Source organism: Spirochaeta thermophila DSM 6578, assembly GCF_000184345.1.
Classification (GTDB): domain Bacteria; phylum Spirochaetota; class Spirochaetia; order Winmispirales; family Winmispiraceae; genus Winmispira; species Winmispira thermophila.
Genome location: NC_017583.1, coordinates 1475502 through 1499134, shown reverse-complemented (window position 1 = coordinate 1499134; position 23633 = coordinate 1475502). Strand labels below are relative to the sequence as shown.

Genomic DNA, 23633 nt, shown 5'->3' with positions numbered 1-23633 from the left:
AGGATGAGTCTGCAGGCCCTGGTGAAGCTTTCCCGTCTGTATGGTGCGGATCCCGAGTTCGTGCTCGCGGGGGGAGGGAATACCTCCTGGAAGGACGAGGCCCTCCTCTATGTGAAGGCCTCGGGGGTGTCCCTCGCCACGATCGACGAGACGGGGTTCGTGAGGCTCACGCGGGAGTGCCTCGAGAGGATACTCTCCAGGCCGTTCCCGGAGCGCGTGGAGGAACGAGAACGTGAGGTGGTGGCGGCACTCCTGGACTGCCGGATACCGGGAGAGGAAAAGCGTCCCAGCGTGGAGACGTTGCTCCATCATGTCATCCCCTACCGGTATGTGGTGCACACCCATCCTGCGCTGGTGAACGGGGTGCTCTGTAGCCTGGAAGGGGAGCGTATCGCGAGGGAACTCTTCGGTGAAGAAGCCCTCTGGATGCCCTACACCACCCCCGGATACGTGCTTTCCCGGGAGTTCCACCGTGTGGTGGCGGGATGGCAGGGTGGGGAACTCCCCCGGATCGTCTTCCTCCAGAACCACGGAGTGTTCGTGAGCGAGGACTCGCCCGAAGGGGTGATCGGTCTCTATGCCCGTCTCATGGAACGGATACGCCCCCTCTTTCCGCACGTTCCCCCTCCCTTCGGGGGCGTGATACAGCCACTCGGGGGAGAGATCCCGGGGATGCTCGAGCGTATCGTGCAGGAGGTGAGCGCCGGTACCTCCGAGGGGGTCTACCTCATGAGTCGGGATCCCGTGTTCGAGGGCTGCCTTGCCGGTGAGGAGGGAATGGAGGGGCTGAGGGGGGCCTTCTCCCCCGACCACATCGTCTACGCGGGCCCGGCTCCCCTCTTCTTCCCCACACGAGGGGGAGTCCCGGAGGAGGAAGAGGCTCGTTCCCGGACGAGGGGCTATCTCGAGGAGTATGGGGTGCTGCCCCGGATCTTCCTCCTCCAAGGGGTGGGGGTGGTCGCCCGTGCCTCCTCGGAGAAGGGGGCCCGGACGGCCATCCTCCTCTTCCATGATGCGCTCCGGATCTCTCTCTGTGCCCAGACCTTGGGTGGTCCGAGGTTTCTCACGAGAGAGGACGTGGAGTTCATACTCAACTGGGAGGCGGAACGTTTCCGCTCTCGCGTAAGTCTCGATCAGGGAGGAAACAGATGACATCGAACGACAGAGTTGAACGGGCCTTCGAAGAGGCGAAGGCTCGGTACGCGGACCTCGGTGTGGATGTGGAGGCCGCGGTGAAGAGGTGTGCGGAGATCCCCGTCTCCATCCACTGCTGGCAGGGCGACGATGTGGTGGGGCTTGAGGGTAAGGATACGCTCTCTGGTGGGGGTATCCTCGCGACCGGCAACTACCCGGGAAGGGCGCGGAGCGGTGACGAGCTCCGCCAGGATGCGGCCAAGGCCTTCTCCCTCGTCCCGGGGACGAAGCGTTTCAACCTCCACGCGATGTATGCGGAGACCGAGGGGAAGCGGGTGGACAGGGACGCCCTCGAACCGAGACACTTTGAGAAGTGGGTGGAGTGGGCCAAGTCTTTGGGAATAGGGCTCGACTTCAATCCCACCTTCTTCTCCCATCCTCTGGCGGATTCGGGGTTCACCTTGAGCCATCCGGACGAGGGTGTGCGGGCCTTCTGGGTGAGACACGCCATCGCCTGCGAGCGGATCGCTGCGTATTTCGCCTCTGAGCTGGATGGGGTGTGCATCAACAACCTCTGGATCCCGGACGGCTGGAAGGACATCCCCGTCGACAGGCTGGGACCCAGGGAGCGGCTGCTCGCATCGCTCGACGAGATCTACAGGGAGCGTCTCCCGGGTGTGATCGACACGGTGGAGTCCAAGCTCTTCGGCATCGGTTCGGAATCCTATGTGACCGGCTCGCACGAGTTCTATCTGGGCTATGCGGTGAGCCGGAACGTGGGCGTGTGTCTCGACATGGGCCACTTCCATCCCACCGAGACGATCCACGACAAGATCTCCTCGCTCGTCCTCTTCGTTCCACACGTGCTCATCCACATGAGCAGAGGGGTGCGGTGGGATTCGGACCACGTGGTGCTCTTCACGGACGACGTGCGTGCGGTGGCAGCCGAGATGGTGCGTCTCGGCAGGTGGGAGAAGATACACCTCGCCGTGGACTACTTCGATGCGAGCATCAACCGTATCCTCGCGTGGGTGATCGGTGCCCGGGCCGTGCAGAAGGCCCTCCTCTCGGCCTTCCTCGAACCGGTGGGCCGTCTCGAGGAGCTCGAAGCGGAGGGGCGCCTCGGTGAACGGCTCGCCCTCATGGAGGATGTGAAGAGCCTCCCGTTTGCCGCGGTGTGGGATTACTACTGTCTCTCCCAGGATGTGCCCCTCGATGTGGAGTGGATCCGCGAGGTGGAGGCCTACGAGAGACAGGTGCTTTCGAAGCGGACCTGATCAGGAGGGCGGATGAAGATCCGTACCAAGCTCTACGGGTTGGTGGGTGGGGCACTCCTCGTGCTGGTCCTTGCGGGAGGTGTCTACCTCGCCCTGCTCTCTCCCCAGGAGCGGATAGAGGATGAGCGACGCACGCTCGATGAGCTCTCGACGGCGCTCCTTTCCCTCCAGGTGGAGGTGAACAGGCTCGATTCCCTCCGGTTTTCGATGGGACGGGAGCACCTCGCCTCCCGCCTCAAGGAGCTGGATGCCGCCTTTCAGGCCGTGAGGGGGATCAGCTTCGTCCGGGAGAAAAACGAACGGGTGAGAGAATCGCTCGAGGCCATCGAGGCCCTTCAGGAGATCATCCTGGAAGATCTCGCCGAGGTGCAGGGGCTCTACGAGTCCCTCTACCGGTGGGCCGGGCGTCTCTACGGGGTGGGTGACTCGGTCTATCCCAAACAGTTCTATGTGATACCACCGGTCACCGGCGGGGAGGAAGAGAGGGAGGAGGCCCTCGTCCAGCTCTCCTTCTTCGACAACGCCCTCACCGGTTTGGATGGGAGTGTGGAGACCTCACTCTCCGTGCTCGAGGAACAGACCGATCTCATCGACGGCCAGATCAGGGCGCTGCGTCGGCAGGCGTTCTCGTCCTCCCTCGTGGTGGTGGGGATCATGGTGTCCGTGATCCTCCTCGTCCTCGTCCTCACGGCCCGGGGTATGGTCCGGCGTATCTATGGGATGCTCAGCGGGATAGGGAGACTCAAGGAGGGCCGTCTCTCGGTCCTCTTCGACACCAGGGGGAAGGACGAGCTCGCGTCGATCGGCCGTGCCATGGAGGAGTTCACCCGCGTGCTCCGCGCAGTGGTGGAGAGTATGAGTGATACCGTTTCCGCGAGCAGGGAGGTGAGGGAGTCCTTGAGCGGGGTCTCTGTGGAGACGAATGCTGCGCTCGAAAAGGTCTCCGAAGCGGTCAAAGGGGTGGATGAGAAGATGGTGTATCTGGAGGAGACCGCCAAGGCCACCGCCGCTGCGGTGGCCTCCATCGTGGAGGCCGTGGATCGGCTCAAGGAGCAGATACAGGTGCAGGCTTCCATGGTGGAACAGTCCACGGCAGCCGTGACCCAGGTGATCACCACAATAGGGTCGATGGCTACCATCGCCGGGGAGCACACATCACAGGGAGAGGAACTGGTACGGATCTCGAAGGAAGGCAAGGAGATCTTCGAGTCCGGATTCAGGAAGATGGAGGCGGTGGTGGAAATGGCCGGAAGGATAGAGGAAATGAGCAGGATCATCGGGAACATCGCATCCCAGACCAACCTTCTGGCCATCAATGCCGCCATAGAGGCTGCCCACGCGGGGGATGCGGGGAAAGGGTTCGCGGTGGTGGTCGAGGAAGTGAGGAAACTGGCGGAGGCATCGAGCAGGAGTTCCAGGGAGATCGCCGAGTCGGTACGGGAGATCACCGGTGCCATCGAGGGTGCCCGTGCGGGTATCTGGGACACCCGGGAAAGTTTTTCCCTGATCGAGGAAAAGATCGAGGAGGTGTCTGCTGCGATCGCGCAGATCGCAGGGAACCTCCAGGAGGCAGGAACCGGAAGCCAGCAGATCCTCTCCACGGTGACGACATTGAGGGACACCAGCAACGAGATACATGAGGATTCCCTTCAGGTATCGGAGCAGACACGGAGGATCGCTGCGTCGGTGTCTGCACTCGAGGAGGTGGTCGAATACGTGACCTCCGCCATGAGACGGGTGGAGGAAGACTTCCAGGAGGTCCTGGATGCCTCCCGTAAGGCCTCGGATCTCGTCGTGATTCTCTCCGAGCGGGAGGTTGCGTTGGAGGATCGTCTGAGCTACTTCAAGACGTCCGATTCGTGAAGAGGGTGGTCTTGTCAGCATGAGGTTCCAGACCAGGGTTTTCGTGGGGTATTCCCTGCTCATCGTGATCCTCGTGGTGATCCTCACCGCGGGGTTCTACGTCTACGCCCGGGGGCTCTTCGAACGCAACGCGGTCGAGACCTCGGAATTGCTCGTCTCCAAGGTGGGGTCTCAGCTCGACGCGATGTGGTATTGGATGGACTTCGTCCTTCTCACCCTCCTGTCGGATGCCTCTTTCAAATCCGCGGTCATCACCCTGCACACGCTCCCCAGAGACGATCCTTCGAACGGCACCTTTCTCAACGATGCCATGTGGACCATCCGTCGGTTCTTGCTCTCGTACGCCTTCCACAGGACCTTCCACGCCGTGCTCTTCTTCAACGACAAGGGGGACCTCTTTTCGAGCAACTTCATGGCCCATGCGAGCGGGCTCAATGGGGGAGGGGTGCCGGATGAGATCGACACCCTCCTTCCCCGTGAGATCGGAGATTCCCCCTTCTTCCTCCTTTCCCCTTTCCACGATCCGTGGGCAGAGGATCGTCCCGAGGTTTTCGGCATGGGTCGTACCATATGGGACACCGGAGTCGAGACTGCCTGGCTGATGGTACTGAAACCGCTCGAGGACCTTGAGGACCTGATTCGTCCCTCGCTTTCTCCTTACAGCTCGGTGGTCATCGTGTGGCGGGGAATGCTGTTCTTCTCCTCTCCCCGTCGCTCCTCGATTTCCCCCGATCTCCTCGCATTCTACGGCAAGACCGTGGAGCGGGAAAAGGAAGGCTTCCTCCCCAATCCCATCACAGGGAGGAGGGAGCTCGTCCTCTCATATGAGTCACAGATTGCCGGCTTGAGGGTCTTCTGGATCCTCGACAGGGATGCGCTTCTCAGGCCACTGCGGTTCACCTCCTTCATCGCTGCGATGATGGCCCTGAGCGTGGTCGCGATTTCACTCTTATTCAATCTCCTCTTCACCCGTTCCCTCACACGGCCGCTCCGTATGCTCAGGGAATGGATGGAGGACACCGAGGTGAAGACCCTCACGCTCCCTTCGATCCGACGCATCGAGACATCTCATGACGAGGTGGTGGAATTGGTCGAGGCCTTCAGGGATCTCACCTACCGACTCGACGACTCCATCCGGAGGGAACTCCAGCTCCGGACGTCCTGGATGCAGACCAAGCTCGATCTGGTGTACTCGCAGGTGAACCCTCACTTCCTCTATAATGTCCTCAACGTGATCTCCCAGAGGGCCTTCGAAGTGGGAGATACGGTGATTCCCACGGTGTGCGAGGGTATCGCGACCATGCTCCGGTATGCCTCCGCACAGGATCACATGGTGTTCCTGAGAGAGGAACTCGAGTACCTGCGCCACTACCTCTTCATAATGAAGCTGCGTCTCGAGGATGCCTTCGAGTGGAGGGTCGAGGTGGAGGATGGGCTCCTCGGTGTACGGGTGCCGAGGATGATCCTCCAGCCGCTCGTCGAGAACGCCGTCAAGTACAGGAAGCGGAAGGAACGGCTCGTCGTCCGCGTGGAAGGGGTGAGGAGGGGAGGGACCTCCTGGCTGTTGCGTGTATCGGACAACGGTACGGGGATGACTCCCGAGAAGGTGGAAGAGCTGCGGAGGATGTTCGCTCTGGTGGCCGTGCACCTCGACAGGGGGGAAGAGCTTCCCTCGGCCTCGGCTCCGGGGGGGACGGGGCTCGCCAATCTCTACACCAGGCTCTATGTGGTCTTCCGGGACCGACTGATATGGCGGATGGAAAGTAACGTAGGCGGGGGTACCCTCGTGGAAATAGGAGTTAAGGAGGACGGCGGTGATCAGGGTGATGCTGGTCGACGATGAGCCTCCGGCGAGGAGGTTCCTCAAGGGACTCATCGAGGGGATGGAGGGGTTCGTCCTGGTGGGAGAAGCCGAGGATGGGGCGGAGGCCCTGTCCAGGATCAGGGTACTCGATCCCGATCTCGTCATCACCGATGTGAAGATGCCGGTGATGGATGGTATCGATCTGGCGCATACCCTCGTGAGGGAACATCCCCTCATTCCCTTACTCGTGGTCTCCGCCTATGACGACTTCGAGTATGTCGAGGAGCTCCTCCACACCGGGGTGGTCCACTACCTGCTCAAGCCGGTGAATCCCGAGCGCATGCGGACCACTCTCGCCGAGATGGCGGCCTCTCTCCTCGAGCTCCGACGTAGGAGACAAGAGACGAACGTCCTGGCCCTCCTTCTGGGGGAGGAGACGGATGCCTTTTCCCTGGGTGCCAGGCACCTCTGGATGGCTCTCGGAAGGGTGGGTGCTCCCCCCCCTCGGTATCGTCTTTCCACCCCCCGGAGCATCACTGAGGTGGATCTTAGGGATCCCGAGACAGGTGTGTCGCTCTTCGTATTCCAGGGACGAGATGCCCACGAGCACCTCTACCTCTCTCCTGCGGAGCTCCCCTTTGCGAGGTTTTCCCGCCTCGTGAGGGATCATTTCGAAGGGTTCGACCGTCACCGGAAAACCCGCACCCTTATCCTTCGCTCTTCGCTCGTCGTGCCGGGGGATCTCCATCGTGCACCCGAAGACCTCTACAAAGCCCTCGACGAACACCTGGTCCTCGGGCGTGCCCGCATCCTTCGGTACGAGGATCTGTCTTACGAGGAGACGGATGATCCGGTTCCTTTCCTCGCGGGAGACGAGATGCTCTTGTTCATGCAGAGCGACCCTGGACGAGTGCCTCTGTGGTTCGAGTCCGCCGGCAGGGCCTTCGAGGAGCACGAGGTCTCTTTCGGACGGGTGATCTCCTGGGTAAGGGGCCTCTTCGCCGAGCTTTCGTCTGTCCTTCCGGGTGAGCAACCGGTCTCCACGGACGAAGAGGTGCTCGACCTCGCATCGTCGTGTGATTCGTATCCCGAATTGTGTAGGGCCCTCGCTTCCCACGTGGTTCCCGGGGATGTGAGGCTCGAAGATGCCGACCTCGCAGGGGCCCCTGCAGTGTTCGCGGAACTCTGTGCATATCTCAGGAAACACTTCAGGGAACCACTCTCGTCCGGAGAGCTGGCCCGAAGGTTCAGGATGTCGGAATCGTACCTGAGGAAGCTCTTCCGTGAGTACAAGGGTACGTCGTTCAAGGACTACCTCACCTCGCTCAGAATAGAGGAGGCGAAGCGCCTGCTCTCTCTCACCCCTCACCTCCCGATCAAGGCCGTGGCCGCCTCGGTGGGATTCAAGGACGAGTTCTACTTCAGTCGGGTCTTCAGGGAGCGCACGGGCATCTCTCCCACAGCGTACCGCGGGATTGCCGGAAAGTCCATGTAGGTGTGTCGATTCGTCCATGGTCATCCCCCGGAAGGGTGGTAGCATGAGTGCAACAATACCATTTCAGGAGGACAGTATGAGATGGAAGACGATGCTTCTGTTCGTCGTCATGGGGATGACCCTCTTTCCCGTCTTCGCCTCGGGCGAGGGGGAGGGGTCTTCCTCGACCTCGCCGGGGGGAGCCGAGCCGGTTGAGATCACCATGCTCATCGACAACCAGACGTCACTCGATGGCCTCAAGGCCGTGGCGGCTGCAGCGGAAGAAAAGCTGGGTATCAAGGTGACCTTCGAGTTCAGACCGGGCGGACCGGAGGGGGAAAACTATCTCAAGACCCGACTTGTCGCGGGTGATATGACAGATCTCTCTTACTTCAACTCCGGTTCCCTCTTCCTCGCCCTCAACCCTCCACAGTACTTCGTGGATCTCACCGATGAGGCCTTCATGGACCCGGTGATAGATGCCTTCAAGCAGACCGTGACCGTGAATGGGCGCGTCTACGCCGCGCCTGCGGGTGAGATAGTGGGAGGGGGGTGGTTCTACAACAAGAAGATCTATGAGCGCCTCGGGCTGAAGGTGCCCCATACGTGGGCCGAGCTCATGGCGAACTGCGAGAAGATAAAGGCGGCCGGCATCCAGCCCATCGCGGCTTCCTAACAAGGATTCCTGGACCAGCCAGCTCATCCTACTTGCCGACTACTACAACGTACAGCGGGCCTATCCTGACTTCCACGAGGACTACACCGCCCACAAAGCCGGTTTCGCCGATACCCCTGCTGCGCTCAGGGGCTTCGAAAAGCTCCAGGAGGTCTACAAGAGAGGATTCCTGAGTCCTCATCCCGCCTCCACCACGTATGAGAATGCCCTCCTCATGCTTGCGAACGGAGAGGCAGCCCACTACCCCATGCTCACCTTTGCGTTGGCCAACCTTCAGGCCGTGGCTCAGGACAAGGTGAACGACATCGGATTCTTCGGACAACCGGGAGATGATCCTTCCGATCATGGGGTCACCATCTGGCTTCCCGCAGGTATTTCCATCTGGAAGGGCAGTGCTCACATCGGTGATGCAAAACGGTTCCTTGCTTTCTTTCTCTCACAGGAAGGACTCGATGTCTATATGAAGGCTCAGAAGCCCATGGGTCCCTTTCCCATCCAGGGGATTTCCCTTCCCGACGACATTCTCCCTGCGACGAGGGATCTCCTTTCCTATATAAATGCGGGAAAGACCGCTCCTGCACTCGAGTTCATATCTCCCATCAAGGGGCCGAACCTCCCTCAGATCTGCGTCGAGGTGGGGCTGGGACTCAAGAGCCCGGTCGATGGTGCCCGCGAGTACGATCGAGACGTGGAGAAGCAGGCGAAGCAGCTCGGGCTCCCCGGCTGGTGATGCCCTTGATATCCGGGCCCTCTGCCACTGGCAGAGGGCCCCTTCCTTCATCACTACGAGCGTTGTGTGACTCCAGCGACAAGGAGAATAGATGAGAACGATGAGAACGAGAAACTACGGCTACTGGTTCATCCTCCCGGGGATGGTCATCTACGGGCTCTTCTTCCTCTTCCCCGTGCTCATTTCCTTTCCTTTCAGCTTCACCCGGTGGACCCTCACCGACTGGTATTTCACCGGATTGGACAATTTCAGGATGTTCTTCTCGGAGCCTTCTCTCAGGATAGGGTTCACCAACACCCTCCTCTATGCCGTGCTCACGAGCGGTCTCAAGACCGTACTCGGGTTCTTCTTCGCCGCCTATCTCGTGGGAAGACCCCTGGGCTCGGGCTTCCTCCAGTCGATCATCTTCTTCCCTTCTCTCGTAAGTACGGTGGCCGTGGGTGTGACCTTCAGCAGCCTCATGCATCCCACCTTTGGTATCATAAACAAGGCCTTGGCGTTCGTCGGTATCCCCGGTCCCGACTGGCTGGGGGATCCCCACCTCGCCCTCCTCTCGGTGAGTCTGGTCGACGTGTGGCGAGGGGTAGGAATGGCCACCGTGATCTACATCGCCGGGATACGCTCGATCCCACGCAGTTACTACGAGGCGGCCATGATCGATGGAGCGACCTCAGGGCAGCGCCTTCTCTCCATCACCCTTCCCCTCTCCCGGCCTGCCATGAATACCGTGATCCTGCTCTCCTTCATAGGGGGCCTCAGGACCTTCGACCTGGTCTGGACCATGACGAGAGGAGGTCCGGGATTCTCCTCGGATCTCATCGCCTCCATCATCTACAAGCAGTACCAGTCGGGGTTCTACGGCCTGTCCACCGCGGGAAACGTGATACTCTTCATCTTCATCGCGCTCCTCGCAGTACCGCTCAACAGACTACTCTCGAAGGCGGAGGTCACGCTATGAGAAAGATGAACAGACGCATGCTCGAGCTCTTGGCGGCAGGGATCCTCACTGTTGCATTCGGGGTGCCGTTTCTCTTCGTGATTCTCAATGCGGGCAAGAGTACGGCCGAGGCGGCCTCCATGGCCTTTTCCCTCCCCTCGTCCCCACAGTACCTGGAGAACCTCGGAGAGGTCTTCAGGGCAGGACGGGGGATGGTTCTGCGGGGGTTCTACAACAGTGCGCGGCTCACGATCTTCACCATACTGGTGCTCACGGTGGTGAGCGCCATGACAGGGTTCGTCCTGGAGCGGAGACAGGACCGGGTAGGCTCTCTCATCCAGTTCCTCGTCATGACGGGCCTCATGCTCCCTCCCGCGGTAGTACCTACCATCTGGGTGCTCAAAGGTCTGGGCCTCTACCGGACCCTCCTGAGCATGGTGATGATAGAGGTGGCCCTGGGGTTCCCCTTCGCCGTGCTCCTCTACAGGGCCTTCATGGTCTCTATCCCCCGGGATCTCGACGAGGCGGCCCTCATCGATGGATGCGGTCCGCTCTACCTCTTTTTCCGTATCATCTTTCCGCTCCTCAAGCCGGTGAGCGTCACCATCACCATCCTCACGGCCATCACCGTGTACAACGATTTCGTGAATCCCCTGTACTTCCTTCCCGGAGCGGAGAATGTCACGATACAGCTGAGCCTCTACAATTTCCAGACACAGTTCACCACCAGGTGGAATCTCCTGTTCGCGGATGTCCTGGTGATCGCCGTCCCCCCGTTCCTCTTCTACCTTTTCTTCAGGAGGCAGATAGTGGAAGGTATGGTGGCCGGGGCCATAAAGGCATGAAGGAGGAAAGTATGATCCATGTGTACGATGTCATGTGTGAGGGACAGAGGTTCCCTCTGGCTCTTCGTGTCCTTCGACCTCGGTTTTCCTGGAAGATAGGAGTGGCCGAGGGACTGCGCAATGTAGTGCAGGAGGCCTTCCAGATCCAGGTGGCGCTGGATGAAGGATTCACCTCCCCGGTGTGGGACAGCGGGATGGTGCGGGGAGGGATGTCCCAGTGGGTAGAGTATGGTGGAGCAGATCTGGCTCCCTGCACACGGTACTATGTCCGGGTGAGGACGAAAGTGGAGGGCGGAGCGTGCTCTCCATGGAGTGAACCGGTGTGGTTCGAGACAGGTCTTCCCGAGTGGTCGGCCCCGTTCGTGAGTCCCGAACCCGTGGAGCGGATGGGACAAAGTTCCAGGCCGCGGTATCTGCGTCGGGAGTTTTGGATCGATACGCCCGTTGTGAGGGCAAGACTCTACGCCACGGCGCTCGGACTGTACGAGCTCTCCATCAACGGCCGGAGGGTGGGGGACTCCTACTTCACCCCAGGGTGGACCTCGTACCACCACAGGGTGCTCTACCAGACCTACGATGTGACGGACTACCTCCAGCCCGGAAAGACCGTGATAGCAGGGATAGTGGCGAACGGCTGGTACAGGGGGGAGCTCACCTGGTTCCTCGAGAGGAACCTGTACGGCCGGGAGATCGCCCTCTCCGTGGACCTCAGGTGGAAGGAGGAGGGCGGTGAGGGGCGGCTCGTGACCGACTCCACGTGGAGGTCCTCAGACGGTCCGCTCGTGTATGCGGAACTCTATCATGGTGAGGTCTACGACGCCCGTCTCGAGGTACCGGGATGGGACCTGCCGGGATTCGACGACGGGGAGTGGGAGGAGTGCCGGGTTCTCGAGATGTCGGGGCGTGCCGTCGAGGCACAGGAGGCCCCTCCCGTTCGTATCCATGAGCGACTGGCCCCTGTGCGCATCGTGACCACGCCTCGCGGCGAGAAGGTGCTCGACTTCGGGCAGAACCTCACCGGGTGGGTCCGGTTCAGGGTGAGGGGCCGGAGGGGTGATCGGGTGAAGCTCCGGCATGCCGAGGTGCTCGACAGGGAGGGCAACTTCTACACCGAAAACCTCAGGAAGGCTCGGAACACCATCGAGTATGTCCTGAAGGGGGACGGCGTGGAGGAGTTCTCCCCGAGGTTCTCGTTTCAGGGGTTTCGCTACGTGTGTGTGGATGAGTGGCCGGACGAGGTCGAGCCCTCCAGCTTCACGGCCGAGGTGCTCCACTCTGACATGGAACCCCTCCTCGAGTTCAGGTGCTCGCACGAGCCCCTGAACCGGCTCCACCACAACATACAGTGGAGCTGGAAGGGGAACAGCCTCGCGATTCCCACGGACTGCCCCCAGAGGGATGAGCGGCTGGGATGGACCGGTGATGCGGCCATGTTCGTGGGGACGGCCACCTACCTCTCCGATGCGCGATCGTTCCTTCTCCAATGGCTCGTGGACATGACACTCGATCAACGGCGCGATGGTGCGGTTCCGTTTGTGGTGCCTGACGTGCTCTCCCTTCTCGAGCACCAGGATCCCAACTTCCGGGAGCCGCCTTTCGGCTCTGCCGGATGGGGGGATGCGATCACCATCTGCCCCTGGATCCTCTACCGGCGATACGGTGACAGGCGGGTACTCGAACGCCTGTACCCTGCGATGAAACGCTGGGTGGAGTACATGAGGGCACAGGCGAGGGACGGACTCGTCTGGGAGCGTGGCTTCCACTTCGGAGACTGGGTCGCCCTCGATGCCGAGGAGGGGAGTTACGTAGGGCTCACCCCCCTCCCGCTCATCGCCACGGCCTTCTACGCCCTCTCCACGGAGATCCTCGCTCATGCCGCAAGAGTGCTCGGCCTGGAAGAGGACGAACGCCGGTACACGGGCCTCCACAAGGAGATCGCTGAGGCCTGGTACCATGAGTTCTTCACCGGGGAGGGACGACTACGGCTCGAGACGCAGACAGGCTACACCCTCGGCCTGGCCTTCGGCCTCGTCCCGGAATCGGCCCGGGAGAAGGCAGCGGCGCGTCTCGCGGACCTCGTGCGGGAGAAGGGCCACCTCACCACAGGGTTTCTCGGGACCCCGTTCCTCCTCCGCGTACTCTCCGATCACGGCTATACGGACCTCGCCTATACCCTTCTCCTCAGGGACGAGTATCCGTCCTGGCTCTACGAGGTGGAGGCGGGTGCCACCACTATCTGGGAACACTGGGACGGGATCAAGCCCGACGGCACCATGTGGAGCCCGCAGATGAATTCCTTCAACCACTACGCTTACGGAGCGGTGGGAGAGTGGATGTATACCGTCATGGGGGGTATCCGGGTCGATGATGGAGGGCCGGGGTTCTCCTCGTTCTCGCTCGAACCTCTTCCCAGCAGGTACATTCCGGAGTACTCGGTCCGTTACAGGAGCCCCTACGGTGTAATCACTTCCGCATGGCGCATCGAAGGAGATAGCATGCACTGGGAGTTCGAGGTTCCTCCCAATACAAAGGCTACGGTGCGTCTCTGGGGGGTGAGAAGCGCATCAGTTCGAGAGGGTGAAGGCCTTGGATTCCAGGATCGTATGGTGGGGGGGATTCCTTGTGCCACTACAGTACTAGGCTCGGGGTGCTATCGACTCGTTTCTCCGGTACCGGAGAGAAGACCCAGATCGTGATCCATGTAACTCCAAGCCGTGAGTATGAAAGAAGGAGAGGGGTTTCGGCCCCTCTCCTTCTTTGTCCTGTGAGAACAAATGTCCGGACTTCTCCTCACTATCACCCGGTATGCAAAAAAAAGCACGCTTTTCCAAAGAAACGTATCCTTGACGGGAGCCGTATCTGTGATATTCAGGAGGTATGCATGTACACAACATGAGACGTGAGACATCGTTCCGTACCCTCCTGAGGCGTGTCGCAGGCTCGTGGCAGCTCTATGTGCTCATCCTGCCTGCCTTCCTGTACATCCTCATCTTCAGGTACGGACCCATGTACGGTTTGCAGCTCGCCTTCAAGTCGTACAACGTGCGGCTCGGTATCACGGGAAGCCCCTTCGTGGGACTGGAACACTTCCGCAGGTTCCTCTCGTATTACCGCTTCGGTGAGATCTTCTCGAACACCATCATCCTTGGGCTCTACAAGCTGGCGGTAGGATTCCCCATCCCCATCCTCCTCGCCCTCTCGATCAACGAAGTGCGTTCCCCAAGAATAAAGCGTTTCCTCCAGACGGTGACCTATGCCCCTTATTTCCTCTCGGTGGTGGTGGTTGTGGGGATCGTATACCAGCTCTTCTCGCCCCACTATGGAATCCTCTCAGGTCTCATAAGGAGTCTCACCGGTAAGACTCTCAACATCATGGGCACCCCGGAGGCCTTCCGCCACGTGTTCGTCTGGACCGATGTGTGGCAGCTCATGGGATACCAGGCGATCCTCTATCTCGCTGCCCTCTCCGCAGTACCTCCGGAACTCTACGAGGCGGCCGCCATCGACGGGGCTTCGAAATTCCAGCGCCTTCTCCACATCGATATCCCTTCGCTCCTTCCTACCGCCACCGTCCTCTTCATACTGGAAGTGAGTCGTGTCATGGACATATCGTTCGAGAAGGTCATCCTTCTCCAGACCCCGCTCAATCTCCGAGTCTCCGAGGTGCTCACCACCTATGTGTACAAAGTGGGAATCCTCGAAGGTTATTTCGACTTTGCCACGGCCATCGGCCTCTTCAACTCACTCATCAATCTGGTCCTCGTGGTGACCATGAATACCGTAGCCCGAAAATGGGGAGAATCTAGCCTATGGTGAATCAGACATCTCATCCCGCGCTCAGGTCCACCGGGGCGGACAAGGTCTTCGATGTGGTGAACGGTCTCTTCCTCACGGTGATCGCCGTGGTGGTGATCTATCCTCTGGTGTACGTACTGAGCGCCTCCTTCAGCTCTCCGGGCGCGGTCTCGAGGGGGGCGGTGGTGCTCTGGCCCGTGGAACCCTCTCTGGAAGGATACAAGGCCGTATTCAAGTACGACACCGTGATCACGGGATACCTCAATTCCCTCTTCTACATGGGGGTGGGCACCTTCATCAACCTCGCGGTCACCATGACCGCAGCCTATGCCCTCGCCCAGAAGGAGCTCCCCGGGAGGACCGCCATCATGGTGCTGTTCACCTTCACGCTCCTGTTCTCCGGGGGGATCATTCCCTTCTACCTCGTGGTGAAGAACACCATCGGCCTGAACAACAGGCTCGACATGGTGATCCCCAACGCCATGTCGGTGGCCAATCTCATCATCGCCCGTACCTTCATCCAGCAAAATCTCCCTTCGGACCTCAGGGAGGCGGCCCGTATCGATGGGAGCGACGATTTCTACTTCTTCTTCAAGATAGCCCTGCCTCTTTCCGCCCCGATCATCGGCGTACTCACCGTGCTCTATGCGGTGGGACACTGGAACTCGTTCTTCTATCCGTTCATCTTCCTCTCTTCGAAGGAATTGTTTCCGCTTCAGATCGTGCTGCGAAACATCGTGCTCATGAACGAGATGGGGGTGGACTCGTACCAGAACGTGGAGTACGCGGCGCGGGTGGCGGGCCTGAACGACCTGCTCAAGTTCTCGCTCATCGTGGTGGCGAGCCTGCCGGTGCTGGTCATCTACCCCTTCGTGCAACGCTACTTCGTGAAAGGAATCATGATCGGATCGATAAAGGGTTAGGCCCATGTCGTTGACATGGAAATAGAAATCGAGATGCAGGAGGTCTATCATGCGAGATCGCATCGTGAGTATCGCTCTCCTGTTGCTCCTGGCGGCGGTGGTGCTTCCCGCTGCAGGACAGGGGGAGCAACAGACCGCCCAGAAGGTGAAGATCACCCCTCCGGGTGAGCTTCCCATCGTGGAGGAACCGGTGACGCTCAGCGTCTTCATCCCGAGCGTGGGATTCATTCAGGACATGAAGACGAATCCGATGGCCCAGTGGGTGGAGCAGGAGACCAACGTCAAGATCGAGTGGATCGAGACGAGCAAGGTGGATGCGCGCACCAAGCTCTCGGTGATCCTCGCTTCGGGTGACTATCCGGACATCATATTCGGATGTACCGATTCGGCCCTCAGTAAGCAGGATGTCTATCGGTATGCGAGGCAAGGGCTCTTCCTCCCCCTCACCGATCTCATCGAGAGCCAGGGGTACTTCATCAAGGAACTCTTCGAGGCCGAGCCGTGGGTGAAGGACGCCATCACCTATCCCGACGGCGAGATCTACAGCCTCCCGGCCGTGTTCACGGACGACTACCACATGACCATGCGCCAGAAGTTCTGGATCAACAAGGCCTGGCTCGACAGACTCGGGCTCAAGATGCCCACCACGATCGATGAGTTCTACGCGGTCATGAAGGCCTTCAAGGAAAAGGATGCGAACGGGAACGGCGATCCGAACGACGAGATCCCGATGACCGGGGCCAAGCGCCACTTGGAGGACCTCGCCATGTGGATCATGAACGCCTTCATTCCGGCCGGAGGCCAGGACGACTCGGGGGATGCCCTCCTGAACTGCTACGAGTTCATCATCGATGGCAAGGTGGTCTTCACCGCGAACAAGCCCGAGTTCAGGGAAGGACTCCGCTTCCTCAGGAAGCTCTACCAGGAGGGCCTGTTCGACGTGGCTGCGCTCACCCAGGACCGCTCGCAGGTGAAACCCTTGATCGAGGGGAAGGTGAACAGGATCGGAGGATATGCCTCCCACCATCCGGCCAACATGTGCAGCCTCTCCGGTGATCCTGCGGCGCCCATGCACCAGTTCACCGCACTCCCGCCCATCAAAGGGCCACAGGGCAAGGCCCATACACCCTGGTTCATCGATGCGGTGATCCGTCCCGTGGAGTTCGTGATGACCAACAACTGCGAGTATCCGGAGGTGGCATTCAGGTGGGCGGACCACTTCTACCGCCTGGAGACCGCGCTCCACGACAAGGGGGTCGAGGGAGTCCACTGGGCCAAGGTCGATCCCTCGGAGAACCTCATTGCGATCAACGGTGAGCCGGCCAAGTACAAGTACCTCAAGCCCCTCACTCCGGACGACAACGCCCAGATCAACATGGGGCCGGGCTGGACGCGGAACCTGAAGAACGAGTTCGCGAAGTCAGAGGGCTTCTCCTACGAGGAACTCCTCTACAACGCCACCCTGCTCTACGAACCCTACAAGGTGAGGCGGTATCCCTACGCCACCGCTTCGATCGCAGAGGAGAACCTCACCGAGTTCATCGACCTGAGGAGAACCATCCATACCTATGTGGGTGAGGCCATCGACAGATTCATCGTGGGTGATCTCGACGTGGAGAAGGACTGGGACGCCTATCTCAAGGAGCTCGAGAGCCTGGGTCTCCCCCGGTTCATGGAAATCCTTGAAGAAGGGTATTACACTTCGAAATGAACCATGCTTCCTGGGCAAGGGGACTCGTGGTCCCCTTGCCCACTATCTTTTGAATCCTCACAAGGGGGACGATGCGCGACAACGAACGACTTTCGTGGAACATCTTCCTGCGGTTCATCGTGAGCAATCTCATGATCCTCTTCCCCGCCTTGGTGGGGAGCGTGGCGGCGTATGTGCTCGCGTCGAGGACCATGTTCGAGGTGGCCGACAATATCGCCCGGATCCAGCTCGAGCGCACCGCCGCCGATCTCGATCTCAGGTTCCAGGATTTCGAGAAGGCGGTCACGGCCTTGAGCAGCGACTACGAAGTGAACTGGTACCTCAACCATCCCGGTGATTTCACCGGCTCGGAACTCTACCACACGAGACGTGTCTCTCGTCGGCTCGCATCCCTGCACCTTGGGATGGAGTTCCTCGAGAGGATCTTCATCTACCTCGAGAGGAGTGATCTCGTCGTCTATGAGAACGGGTTCGCTCCCTACGACCTTTTCTACACCACGCTCTTCGAAGTGGAAGGCTATTCGGCCGAGATGTGGCTCTCTTTGATGGAAGATGTGAACAGCAAAGAATTGCCTTCCTTCTTCCCTGGGTCCTACAAGGTGAGCGGCGGCCACTACGTGCCGGTCCTGTTCTTCATCAGGCCTCTTGGTACGGGTACCTACAAGAGGGGCGTCCTCGTGGCGATCTTCAACAAAGAGCTTCTCGCGCGACGTTTGTCCCCTCTCCCCGCGAGTTACGGCGGCGGGGTGATGGTGGTCGATGGGAGGGGAACGGTGGTGGTCTCCACCGGAGTCCCCCTCCCCGTGGATGAGGTGAGAGGGGCCATGAGGGAGGGACGGAAAGAGATCCGCGTCGGAGGAGAGGAATTCAAGATATATTCCCATCGCTCAGGCTTCATGGACTGGCACTACATCGCCGTGGTGAACACCAAGAAGGTGAACGCTCCGCTCTCTTCGGCGAGGGGGGTCTGGCTCCTTCTCGTGCTCCTCGGCTGTGTGGGTGGAGTGAGCTTCGCCTATGGAGTGGCCTTCTCCAATTCGAGGCCCTTGTCCAGGATAGTCCGTCGCATCCCCGAGGGGATGGGAGGATCGTTCCACGGTCTGACCAGCGTCTACCAGGAGGTTGAGGAGGCCCTCGTACACCTCTCCGAGCGGACGCACGAACTCGAAGTGGAGAGTGACCGGAAGAGTCGTCTCTTCCGGGATTATTTCTTCCAGATCCTCCTCAGAGGGGGATACGAGGACCGAGAAATCTGGAGGAAGGATGCGGAGAGGTTCGGCATCGAGTTCCTTACCGGCAGATATCTCGTGATCGCGGTGGGAACGAGTCCGCTCGAGTTCGGGGGTATGGGTGCCGAGGCCCTGGATCAGGTGGAAGTGTTCCTGGAACAGCGGTCGGGAGAGGGGGAGCACTGCCTCCGGATGCCTTCGGGGATCCTGGCGGTGGTGAAACACCTGCCAGGAGGGGGAGAGTGCAGGCGGGAGGTGGAGGAGTGGGTGCGCACCTCCCTGGAGGGGCTGCCGGAGCGCCTCTCTCGACTCCTCCTCTTCGGTGTGGGTTCCCCGGTGGAGGATCCCTTCCTCCTGCCCCTCTCTTTCGGGGAAGCGAAAGCGGCGCTGGAGGCCATTCCACCCGAAGGGAGGACCTCGATCCAGTTCTACGAGGATCTCCACCCCGCCCCTTTGGGCTACTGGTATCCCCTCGATGTGGAGGAGGCCCTCATTCGGGCGGCGAGGGGGGGGAACAGGGACCTCCTCGTCTCACTGCTCTCGGATCTCTGGAGGGAGAACTTCCAGGAGCGGACCCTGGTGGGGCTCGAACTCCAGAACTTCTTTCTCGCACTGCGGGGTACGATGCTCAGGGTGGTCAACGAGAACGGGCCGCCCTCTCCTGAGATCCTCGCACTGCTCGAAGCCCCTCCCAGGGGAGGGGACGAGGAGGAGGGGATCCGCTGGGTCACCGATGTCTTCACCAGGATCCTGGAGATGAGGAATCGTGAGAAGAGGAGCCACAACGAGACCCTCGCCCTCCAGATCGAGGGGTATCTCCGGGATCATTTCGACGACCCTTCGCTCTGCCTTTCCTCGATTGCAGAGAGGTTCCACCTCTCGGAGAGCTACCTCTCCTCTTTCTTCCGGGAGCAGCGCGGCGAGTATCTCTCCGGCTACCTGCTCAGACTCAGGATGGAGCGGGCGGTGGACCTCCTGGTGTCCACCAGGATGCCGGTGGAGGAGGTGGCCCGTCGCTGTGGATATACCAATGTCTCTTCGTTCAGGAGGGCCTTCAAGCGTATGTTCGGCGTCTCACCCCATCGTTATCGGGACGAACATGCAGGGTCTTCCATCTCGCAGTGAAGGAGTGTCGATGAAACGTGACGATATCCAGATACGAGACCCCTATATCCTCTGTGAGGACGGGCTCTACTATCTCTACGGGACCACGGATCCCGATCCCTGGAGAGGGGAGGGGGTCGGATTCGATGTCTATGTGAGCCGGGACCTCGAGGAATGGGAAGGGCCTCATCCTGCGTTCCGGCCGCCCGGACGGTTCTGGGGTCGCTTCAACTTCTGGGCCCCCGAGGTGCACGTGTACGGTGGGGCCTACTACCTCTTCGCGTCGTTCAAGGCGGAAGGGCACTGCAGGGCCACCCAGGTATTCCGCGCCACCTCACCGCTCGGGCCGTTCCGCCCCCACTCTCCCGATCCGCTCACTCCCCGAGGGTGGGAGTGCCTCGACGGCACGCTCTACGTGGAAGGGGAGCAGACCTGGATGGTCTTCTGCCGGGAATGGGTGCAGGTGCACGACGGCGAGATCTGGGCGGTTCGACTCTCGGAGGACCTTCTCACCGCGGTGGGCGCCCCGGTGCTCCTCTTCCGCGCCTCCTCGGCGTCATGGCCCGCTCCGCTGGAACGGAGGGACGGCTCGGGAAGGCACGACGCGAGGGTGACCGACGGCCCCTTCCTCTGGAGGGGGCCGAGCGGTAGGCTCTACCTCCTCTGGTCGAGTCTGGGCAGCACCGGCTACGAGATGGGGGTGGCCGTCTCCAGGACAGGGAAGGTCGAAGGCCCGTGGATCCATGAGCCCGAACCGCTCCTCGTCGGGGATCGCGGGCACGCCATGATCTTCCGGACCTTGGATGGAAGGTGGTCTCTCGCCTACCATCACCCCAACAGGACACCGGAGGAGCGGTTCCACTACGTCGAGGTCGAGGAGAGCGAGGAGGGGCTCCGGCTGAAGGGGGAGGAACACTAGATGGCCATACGGCGAAAGGACGTGGTCCGCAGGCACAATCCGGTGCTGTATCGGCCGGATCCTCTCTCGCCCCTCACGGTGGGAAATGGCGAGTTCGCCTTCACCGCCGATATCACCGGGCTCCAGACCTTCCCCGTTCCGAAGGGGGGCATACCCCTCTGCACCATGGCCCAGTGGGCCTTCCACTCGTATCCCGATCATCCCCATGAGGACCTCCGGCTCACGTACCACCGGAGCGGCTCGAGAACGGTGGGCTACATGAGCGAGGCCACAGGACAGGAGGATGTCTACACGGCACTGAGGATCAATCCACATCGGTTCCACCTGGGGACGCTGGGATTCCTCTTCGGAAAGGGTCTGCGCGCTGGATCGATGGGAGAGGATGGGTGCTCTCTCTTGCGCTCGCCTCGACAGGAGCTCGACTTGTGGACCGGCTCCCTCCACAGCTTCTTCCTGCTGGAGGGGTCTCCGGTGGAGGTGTTCACAGTGGTACACCCTTCACGGGACCTCGTGGCGGTGAGGGTGGAGGCTCCCCGACTCCTCGAGAGGAGGAAGATCGCCCTCAGGCTCGCCTTCCCCTATCCTTCACATGAGATGGAGGGGGCTCATTGGGATTCGGAGGATCGACACCGGACGGAGGTGGTCCGTTCCGGGGCGGGGAATGCCCTTCTCCTTCGCCATGTCGACGAGACCGTGTACTTCGTACACCTCAGGTGGAAGGGGGGTGGACGCCTCTTCCGGATGCGTCCCCATCTCTACGTGCTGGAGGGTGAATCCTCGCCCCTCGAGATGAGTGTGGAGTTCACTCCTGTTCCCCCCCGAACCCCATGTCCGGGGTGGACCGAATGTGCTGAAGGTGCTTCTGCCTTCTGGGAGGAGTTCTGGACCACCGGGGGGATGATCGACTTCTCCCGAAGCACCCACCCCGGCGCTCAGGAACTCGAGCGAAGGGTCGTCCTCTCCCGGTACCTCACGACCGTCCAGTGCGCGGGCTCGCTCCCCCCCCAAGAGACCGGTCTCACCTGCAACAGTTGGTACGGGAAGTTCCACCTCGAGATGCATCTGCTCCATGCCGGGCACTTCGTCCTCTGGGGTCATCCGAACCTCCTGGAGAGGAGCCTCTGGTGGTACCGGCGCATCCTCCCCGAGGCCGTGGCACACGCCGCCTCCCAGGGATACGAAGGGGCGAGGTGGCCGAAGATGACCGATCCTTCGGGGAAAGAGAGCCCCTCTCCCATCGGTGTGTACCTCTGCTGGCAGCAACCCCATCCCATCATGTACGCGGAACTCCTCCGGAGGGCCTTTCCCTCCAGGCCTGTGGTGGACGAATACGCCGAGATCGTCTTCCAGACCGCCAGGTTCATGGTGGACTTTCTGCAGTGGGATGGGCGGCACTACAACCTCGGACCACCCCTCATCCCGGTCCAGGAGACGCATCACCCCCTCGAGACCCTCAATCCGGTGTTCGAACTCGCTTACTGGCGGTGGGCGCTGGAGACAGCCCGTGAATGGATGCGCATGTCGGGAGGAGAGACTCCTCCCGAATGGGAGCGAGTGTTGTCTCTCCTCGCCCCGCTTCCCGTGAGTGGAGGAATCTTTCCTGCTCACGAACGGTGTAGTACCACGTGGACCGAACACAACCGGGATCATCCCTCCATGCTCTTCCCCCTTGCCCTTCTGCCGGATCCACCGTTGGACAGAGAGGTGGTGCGTCGGACCCTCGGCATGGTGCTTTCCTCCTGGGACTTCCCCAGCATGTGGGGATGGGACTTTCCTTTGTTGGCTCTCGTAGCGGCCAGGGTGGGGGAGGTGGAACGGGTACCGGACCTCCTCCTCATGGAGTCGCCCAAGAACACCTATCTCCCCAACGGTCACAACTACCAGGGCCCCGACCTTCCCGTGTATCTTCCCGGTAACGGCGCGCTCCTGTGGGCCGTGGCCCTCATGTCGGGGAAGGACGGAGCAGGCGAGACGAGGGGTTTCCCGTCTTCGAAAGGCTGGATGCTCGAGGTGGAACACCTCCCGGGCGTGCCTTTTATAAGAGAATTTTAAAAATCCTTGCTATAATCCTGATTCCAGGGTATACTTGTCCCCATGATGAAGACAAGTACGGAAAGTACACATCCTATACCAAGAGGTGCCCTCCTCATCATGGCCTTCCTGGTGGGGCTGGGAGGCCTCTATCCCGCGGGTATGAAGGAGCGTTCCATGGCGTATGCCCCTCTCAAAGAGGTATATAAGGACTATTTTTACATCGGTGCTGCGGTGAAGCTGGGCGAGTACAACAGCACGCCCTTCTATCAGGCCTATGGAGAGAGGTTGCTCGAGCACTTCAACTCGTTCACGGCAGAGAACGGGATGAAGCCGGAGAACATCTATCGTGATGGGACGTATGACTTCACCTATGGAGACCGACTCGTTCGATACGCCCGGGAGCATGGGGCCGTGGTGAGAGGCCACACCCTCGTGTGGCACAACCAGACCTCCTCCCTCATACCCGGGAAAATTCCCAAGGAAGAGGCGAAGCGGCTCCTCAAGGAGTACATCAGCACGGTGGCGGGCCACTTCCGAGGAGAGATCCATGCCTGGGACGTGGTGAACGAGGCGGTGGGTGACGGATCGCAGTGGCGCACCTCTTCTCCCTGGTATCAGTCGTACGGAGGGCCTGAGTACATCAGGGAGGCCTTCGAGTATGCGCGGATGGCGGATCCCGATGCCAAGCTCTTCTACAACGACTACAACGTGGTCCAGCCCGGCAAGAGGGAGAGGATCGTGCGCATGCTCGAGGAGCTCGATCTCGTGGAGGCCGGTCTCGACGGCATAGGGATCCAGGCTCACTGGAACCTCGTGTGGCCCTCCGTCGACGAGATCTCGAGGACGATCGAGACCTTCGCCTCCATGGGGCTTGAGGTCCACATCACCGAACTCGACATCGATTGCTACGATGGCAATCCATCTACTCCTCAGATGGAGTATACGCCTGAACTCGAGGAGCGCCTCTCCCGTCGCTACGCGGAGATATTCGAGGTCTTCCGGCAACACAAGGGTGAGGTCACATCGGTCACGTTCTGGGGTCTCACGGATCCCGATTCGTGGCTCAACGGGTTCTCAGGCGGACGCTTTCTTAAGGAGCGGAGGGAGAACTATCCACTCCTCTTCGACGGAAAGGGTGATCCCAAGAAGGCCTTTTTTTCGATCATCAACTGGTAGAC

17 protein-coding genes are annotated in these 23633 nt (G+C 60.5%); all 17 read left to right on the top strand.

Features of this window, described 5'->3' with window-relative positions; genetic code table 11:
• The first annotated feature begins 3 nt into the window (after positions 1 to 3).
• The gene (locus SPITH_RS06780; protein ID WP_014624938.1) at positions 4 to 1152 is read left to right on the top strand and encodes a class II aldolase/adducin family protein; all 1149 of its coding nucleotides are present in this window, start codon (positions 4 to 6) and stop codon (positions 1150 to 1152) included.
• On the top strand, positions 1149 to 2411 hold the full coding sequence (locus SPITH_RS06775; protein WP_014624937.1) for an L-rhamnose isomerase: 1263 nt from the start codon (positions 1149 to 1151) through the stop codon (positions 2409 to 2411). The genes SPITH_RS06780 and SPITH_RS06775 overlap by 4 nt, the downstream gene beginning before the upstream one ends.
• A 12-nt stretch (positions 2412 to 2423) precedes the next feature.
• Positions 2424 to 4274 (top strand): methyl-accepting chemotaxis protein, encoded by a 1851-nt coding sequence (locus SPITH_RS06770; RefSeq protein WP_014624936.1) that lies wholly within the window; start codon positions 2424 to 2426, stop codon positions 4272 to 4274.
• A 19-nt stretch (positions 4275 to 4293) separates the two neighbouring features.
• Positions 4294 to 6117: a sensor histidine kinase gene (locus SPITH_RS06765; protein ID WP_014624935.1), complete on the top strand. Its 1824-nt coding sequence runs from the start codon at positions 4294 to 4296 to the stop codon at positions 6115 to 6117.
• The gene (locus tag SPITH_RS06760) at positions 6089 to 7573 is read left to right on the top strand and encodes a response regulator (protein ID WP_014624934.1); all 1485 of its coding nucleotides are present in this window, start codon (positions 6089 to 6091) and stop codon (positions 7571 to 7573) included. The genes SPITH_RS06765 and SPITH_RS06760 overlap by 29 nt, the downstream gene beginning before the upstream one ends.
• A 76-nt stretch (positions 7574 to 7649) precedes the next feature.
• Entirely contained in the window at positions 7650 to 8228 is a 579-nt protein-coding gene (locus SPITH_RS12770) for an ABC transporter substrate-binding protein (protein WP_218915779.1), read from the top strand.
• 25 nt (positions 8229 to 8253) lie between these two features.
• A complete protein-coding gene (locus SPITH_RS12765; RefSeq protein ID WP_218915812.1) occupies positions 8254 to 8958 on the top strand; it encodes an extracellular solute-binding protein in 705 nt (234 codons plus the stop codon).
• A 91-nt stretch (positions 8959 to 9049) separates the two neighbouring features.
• Positions 9050 to 9916 carry a carbohydrate ABC transporter permease gene (locus SPITH_RS06750; protein ID WP_014624933.1) on the top strand — a complete coding sequence of 289 codons (867 nt, stop codon included), beginning with the start codon at positions 9050 to 9052 and terminating at the stop codon, positions 9914 to 9916.
• The gene (locus SPITH_RS06745; protein ID WP_014624932.1) at positions 9913 to 10740 is read left to right on the top strand and encodes a carbohydrate ABC transporter permease; all 828 of its coding nucleotides are present in this window, start codon (positions 9913 to 9915) and stop codon (positions 10738 to 10740) included. The genes SPITH_RS06750 and SPITH_RS06745 overlap by 4 nt, the downstream gene beginning before the upstream one ends.
• Positions 10741 to 10751: 11 nt before the next feature.
• Positions 10752 to 13436 carry an alpha-L-rhamnosidase gene (locus tag SPITH_RS06740; protein ID WP_014624931.1) on the top strand — a complete coding sequence of 895 codons (2685 nt, stop codon included), beginning with the start codon at positions 10752 to 10754 and terminating at the stop codon, positions 13434 to 13436.
• A gap of 196 nt (positions 13437 to 13632) precedes the next feature.
• Complete coding sequence (locus SPITH_RS06735; RefSeq protein WP_245523349.1) at positions 13633 to 14556, top strand: ABC transporter permease; 924 nt, start codon at positions 13633 to 13635, stop codon at positions 14554 to 14556.
• Positions 14550 to 15458 carry a carbohydrate ABC transporter permease gene (locus SPITH_RS06730; RefSeq protein ID WP_014624929.1) on the top strand — a complete coding sequence of 303 codons (909 nt, stop codon included), beginning with the start codon at positions 14550 to 14552 and terminating at the stop codon, positions 15456 to 15458. Before SPITH_RS06735 ends, SPITH_RS06730 begins: the two co-directional genes overlap by 7 nt.
• 49 nt (positions 15459 to 15507) lie before the next feature.
• Positions 15508 to 17169 (top strand): extracellular solute-binding protein, encoded by a 1662-nt coding sequence (locus SPITH_RS06725; protein ID WP_014624928.1) that lies wholly within the window; start codon positions 15508 to 15510, stop codon positions 17167 to 17169.
• A 71-nt stretch (positions 17170 to 17240) separates the two neighbouring features.
• Positions 17241 to 19523 (top strand): helix-turn-helix domain-containing protein, encoded by a 2283-nt coding sequence (locus tag SPITH_RS06720; protein ID WP_014624927.1) that lies wholly within the window; start codon positions 17241 to 17243, stop codon positions 19521 to 19523.
• A gap of 10 nt (positions 19524 to 19533) precedes the next feature.
• Positions 19534 to 20421, top strand: a complete 888-nt coding sequence (locus tag SPITH_RS06715; protein ID WP_014624926.1) for a glycoside hydrolase family 43 protein — start codon at positions 19534 to 19536, stop codon at positions 20419 to 20421.
• Entirely contained in the window at positions 20422 to 22473 is a 2052-nt protein-coding gene (locus SPITH_RS06710; protein WP_014624925.1) for a hypothetical protein, read from the top strand.
• 42 nt (positions 22474 to 22515) lie between these two features.
• The gene (locus tag SPITH_RS06705) at positions 22516 to 23631 is read left to right on the top strand and encodes an endo-1,4-beta-xylanase (protein WP_155816524.1); all 1116 of its coding nucleotides are present in this window, start codon (positions 22516 to 22518) and stop codon (positions 23629 to 23631) included.
• Positions 23632 to 23633 lie beyond the last annotated feature (2 nt).

Coding starts and splice junctions, on each gene's coding strand:
- SPITH_RS06780 (WP_014624938.1), top strand. CDS start 4: ATGAGTCTGCAGGCCCTGGTGAAGCTTTCCCGTCTGTATGGTGCGGAT.
- SPITH_RS06775 (WP_014624937.1), top strand. CDS start 1,149: ATGACATCGAACGACAGAGTTGAACGGGCCTTCGAAGAGGCGAAGGCT.
- SPITH_RS06770 (WP_014624936.1), top strand. CDS start 2,424: ATGAAGATCCGTACCAAGCTCTACGGGTTGGTGGGTGGGGCACTCCTC.
- SPITH_RS06765 (WP_014624935.1), top strand. CDS start 4,294: ATGAGGTTCCAGACCAGGGTTTTCGTGGGGTATTCCCTGCTCATCGTG.
- SPITH_RS12770 (WP_218915779.1), top strand. CDS start 7,650: ATGAGATGGAAGACGATGCTTCTGTTCGTCGTCATGGGGATGACCCTC.
- SPITH_RS06750 (WP_014624933.1), top strand. CDS start 9,050: ATGAGAACGATGAGAACGAGAAACTACGGCTACTGGTTCATCCTCCCG.
- SPITH_RS06745 (WP_014624932.1), top strand. CDS start 9,913: ATGAGAAAGATGAACAGACGCATGCTCGAGCTCTTGGCGGCAGGGATC.
- SPITH_RS06740 (WP_014624931.1), top strand. CDS start 10,752: ATGATCCATGTGTACGATGTCATGTGTGAGGGACAGAGGTTCCCTCTG.
- SPITH_RS06735 (WP_245523349.1), top strand. CDS start 13,633: ATGAGACGTGAGACATCGTTCCGTACCCTCCTGAGGCGTGTCGCAGGC.
- SPITH_RS06730 (WP_014624929.1), top strand. CDS start 14,550: ATGGTGAATCAGACATCTCATCCCGCGCTCAGGTCCACCGGGGCGGAC.
- SPITH_RS06725 (WP_014624928.1), top strand. CDS start 15,508: ATGCGAGATCGCATCGTGAGTATCGCTCTCCTGTTGCTCCTGGCGGCG.
- SPITH_RS06720 (WP_014624927.1), top strand. CDS start 17,241: ATGCGCGACAACGAACGACTTTCGTGGAACATCTTCCTGCGGTTCATC.
- SPITH_RS06715 (WP_014624926.1), top strand. CDS start 19,534: ATGAAACGTGACGATATCCAGATACGAGACCCCTATATCCTCTGTGAG.
- SPITH_RS06710 (WP_014624925.1), top strand. CDS start 20,422: ATGGCCATACGGCGAAAGGACGTGGTCCGCAGGCACAATCCGGTGCTG.
- SPITH_RS06705 (WP_155816524.1), top strand. CDS start 22,516: ATGATGAAGACAAGTACGGAAAGTACACATCCTATACCAAGAGGTGCC.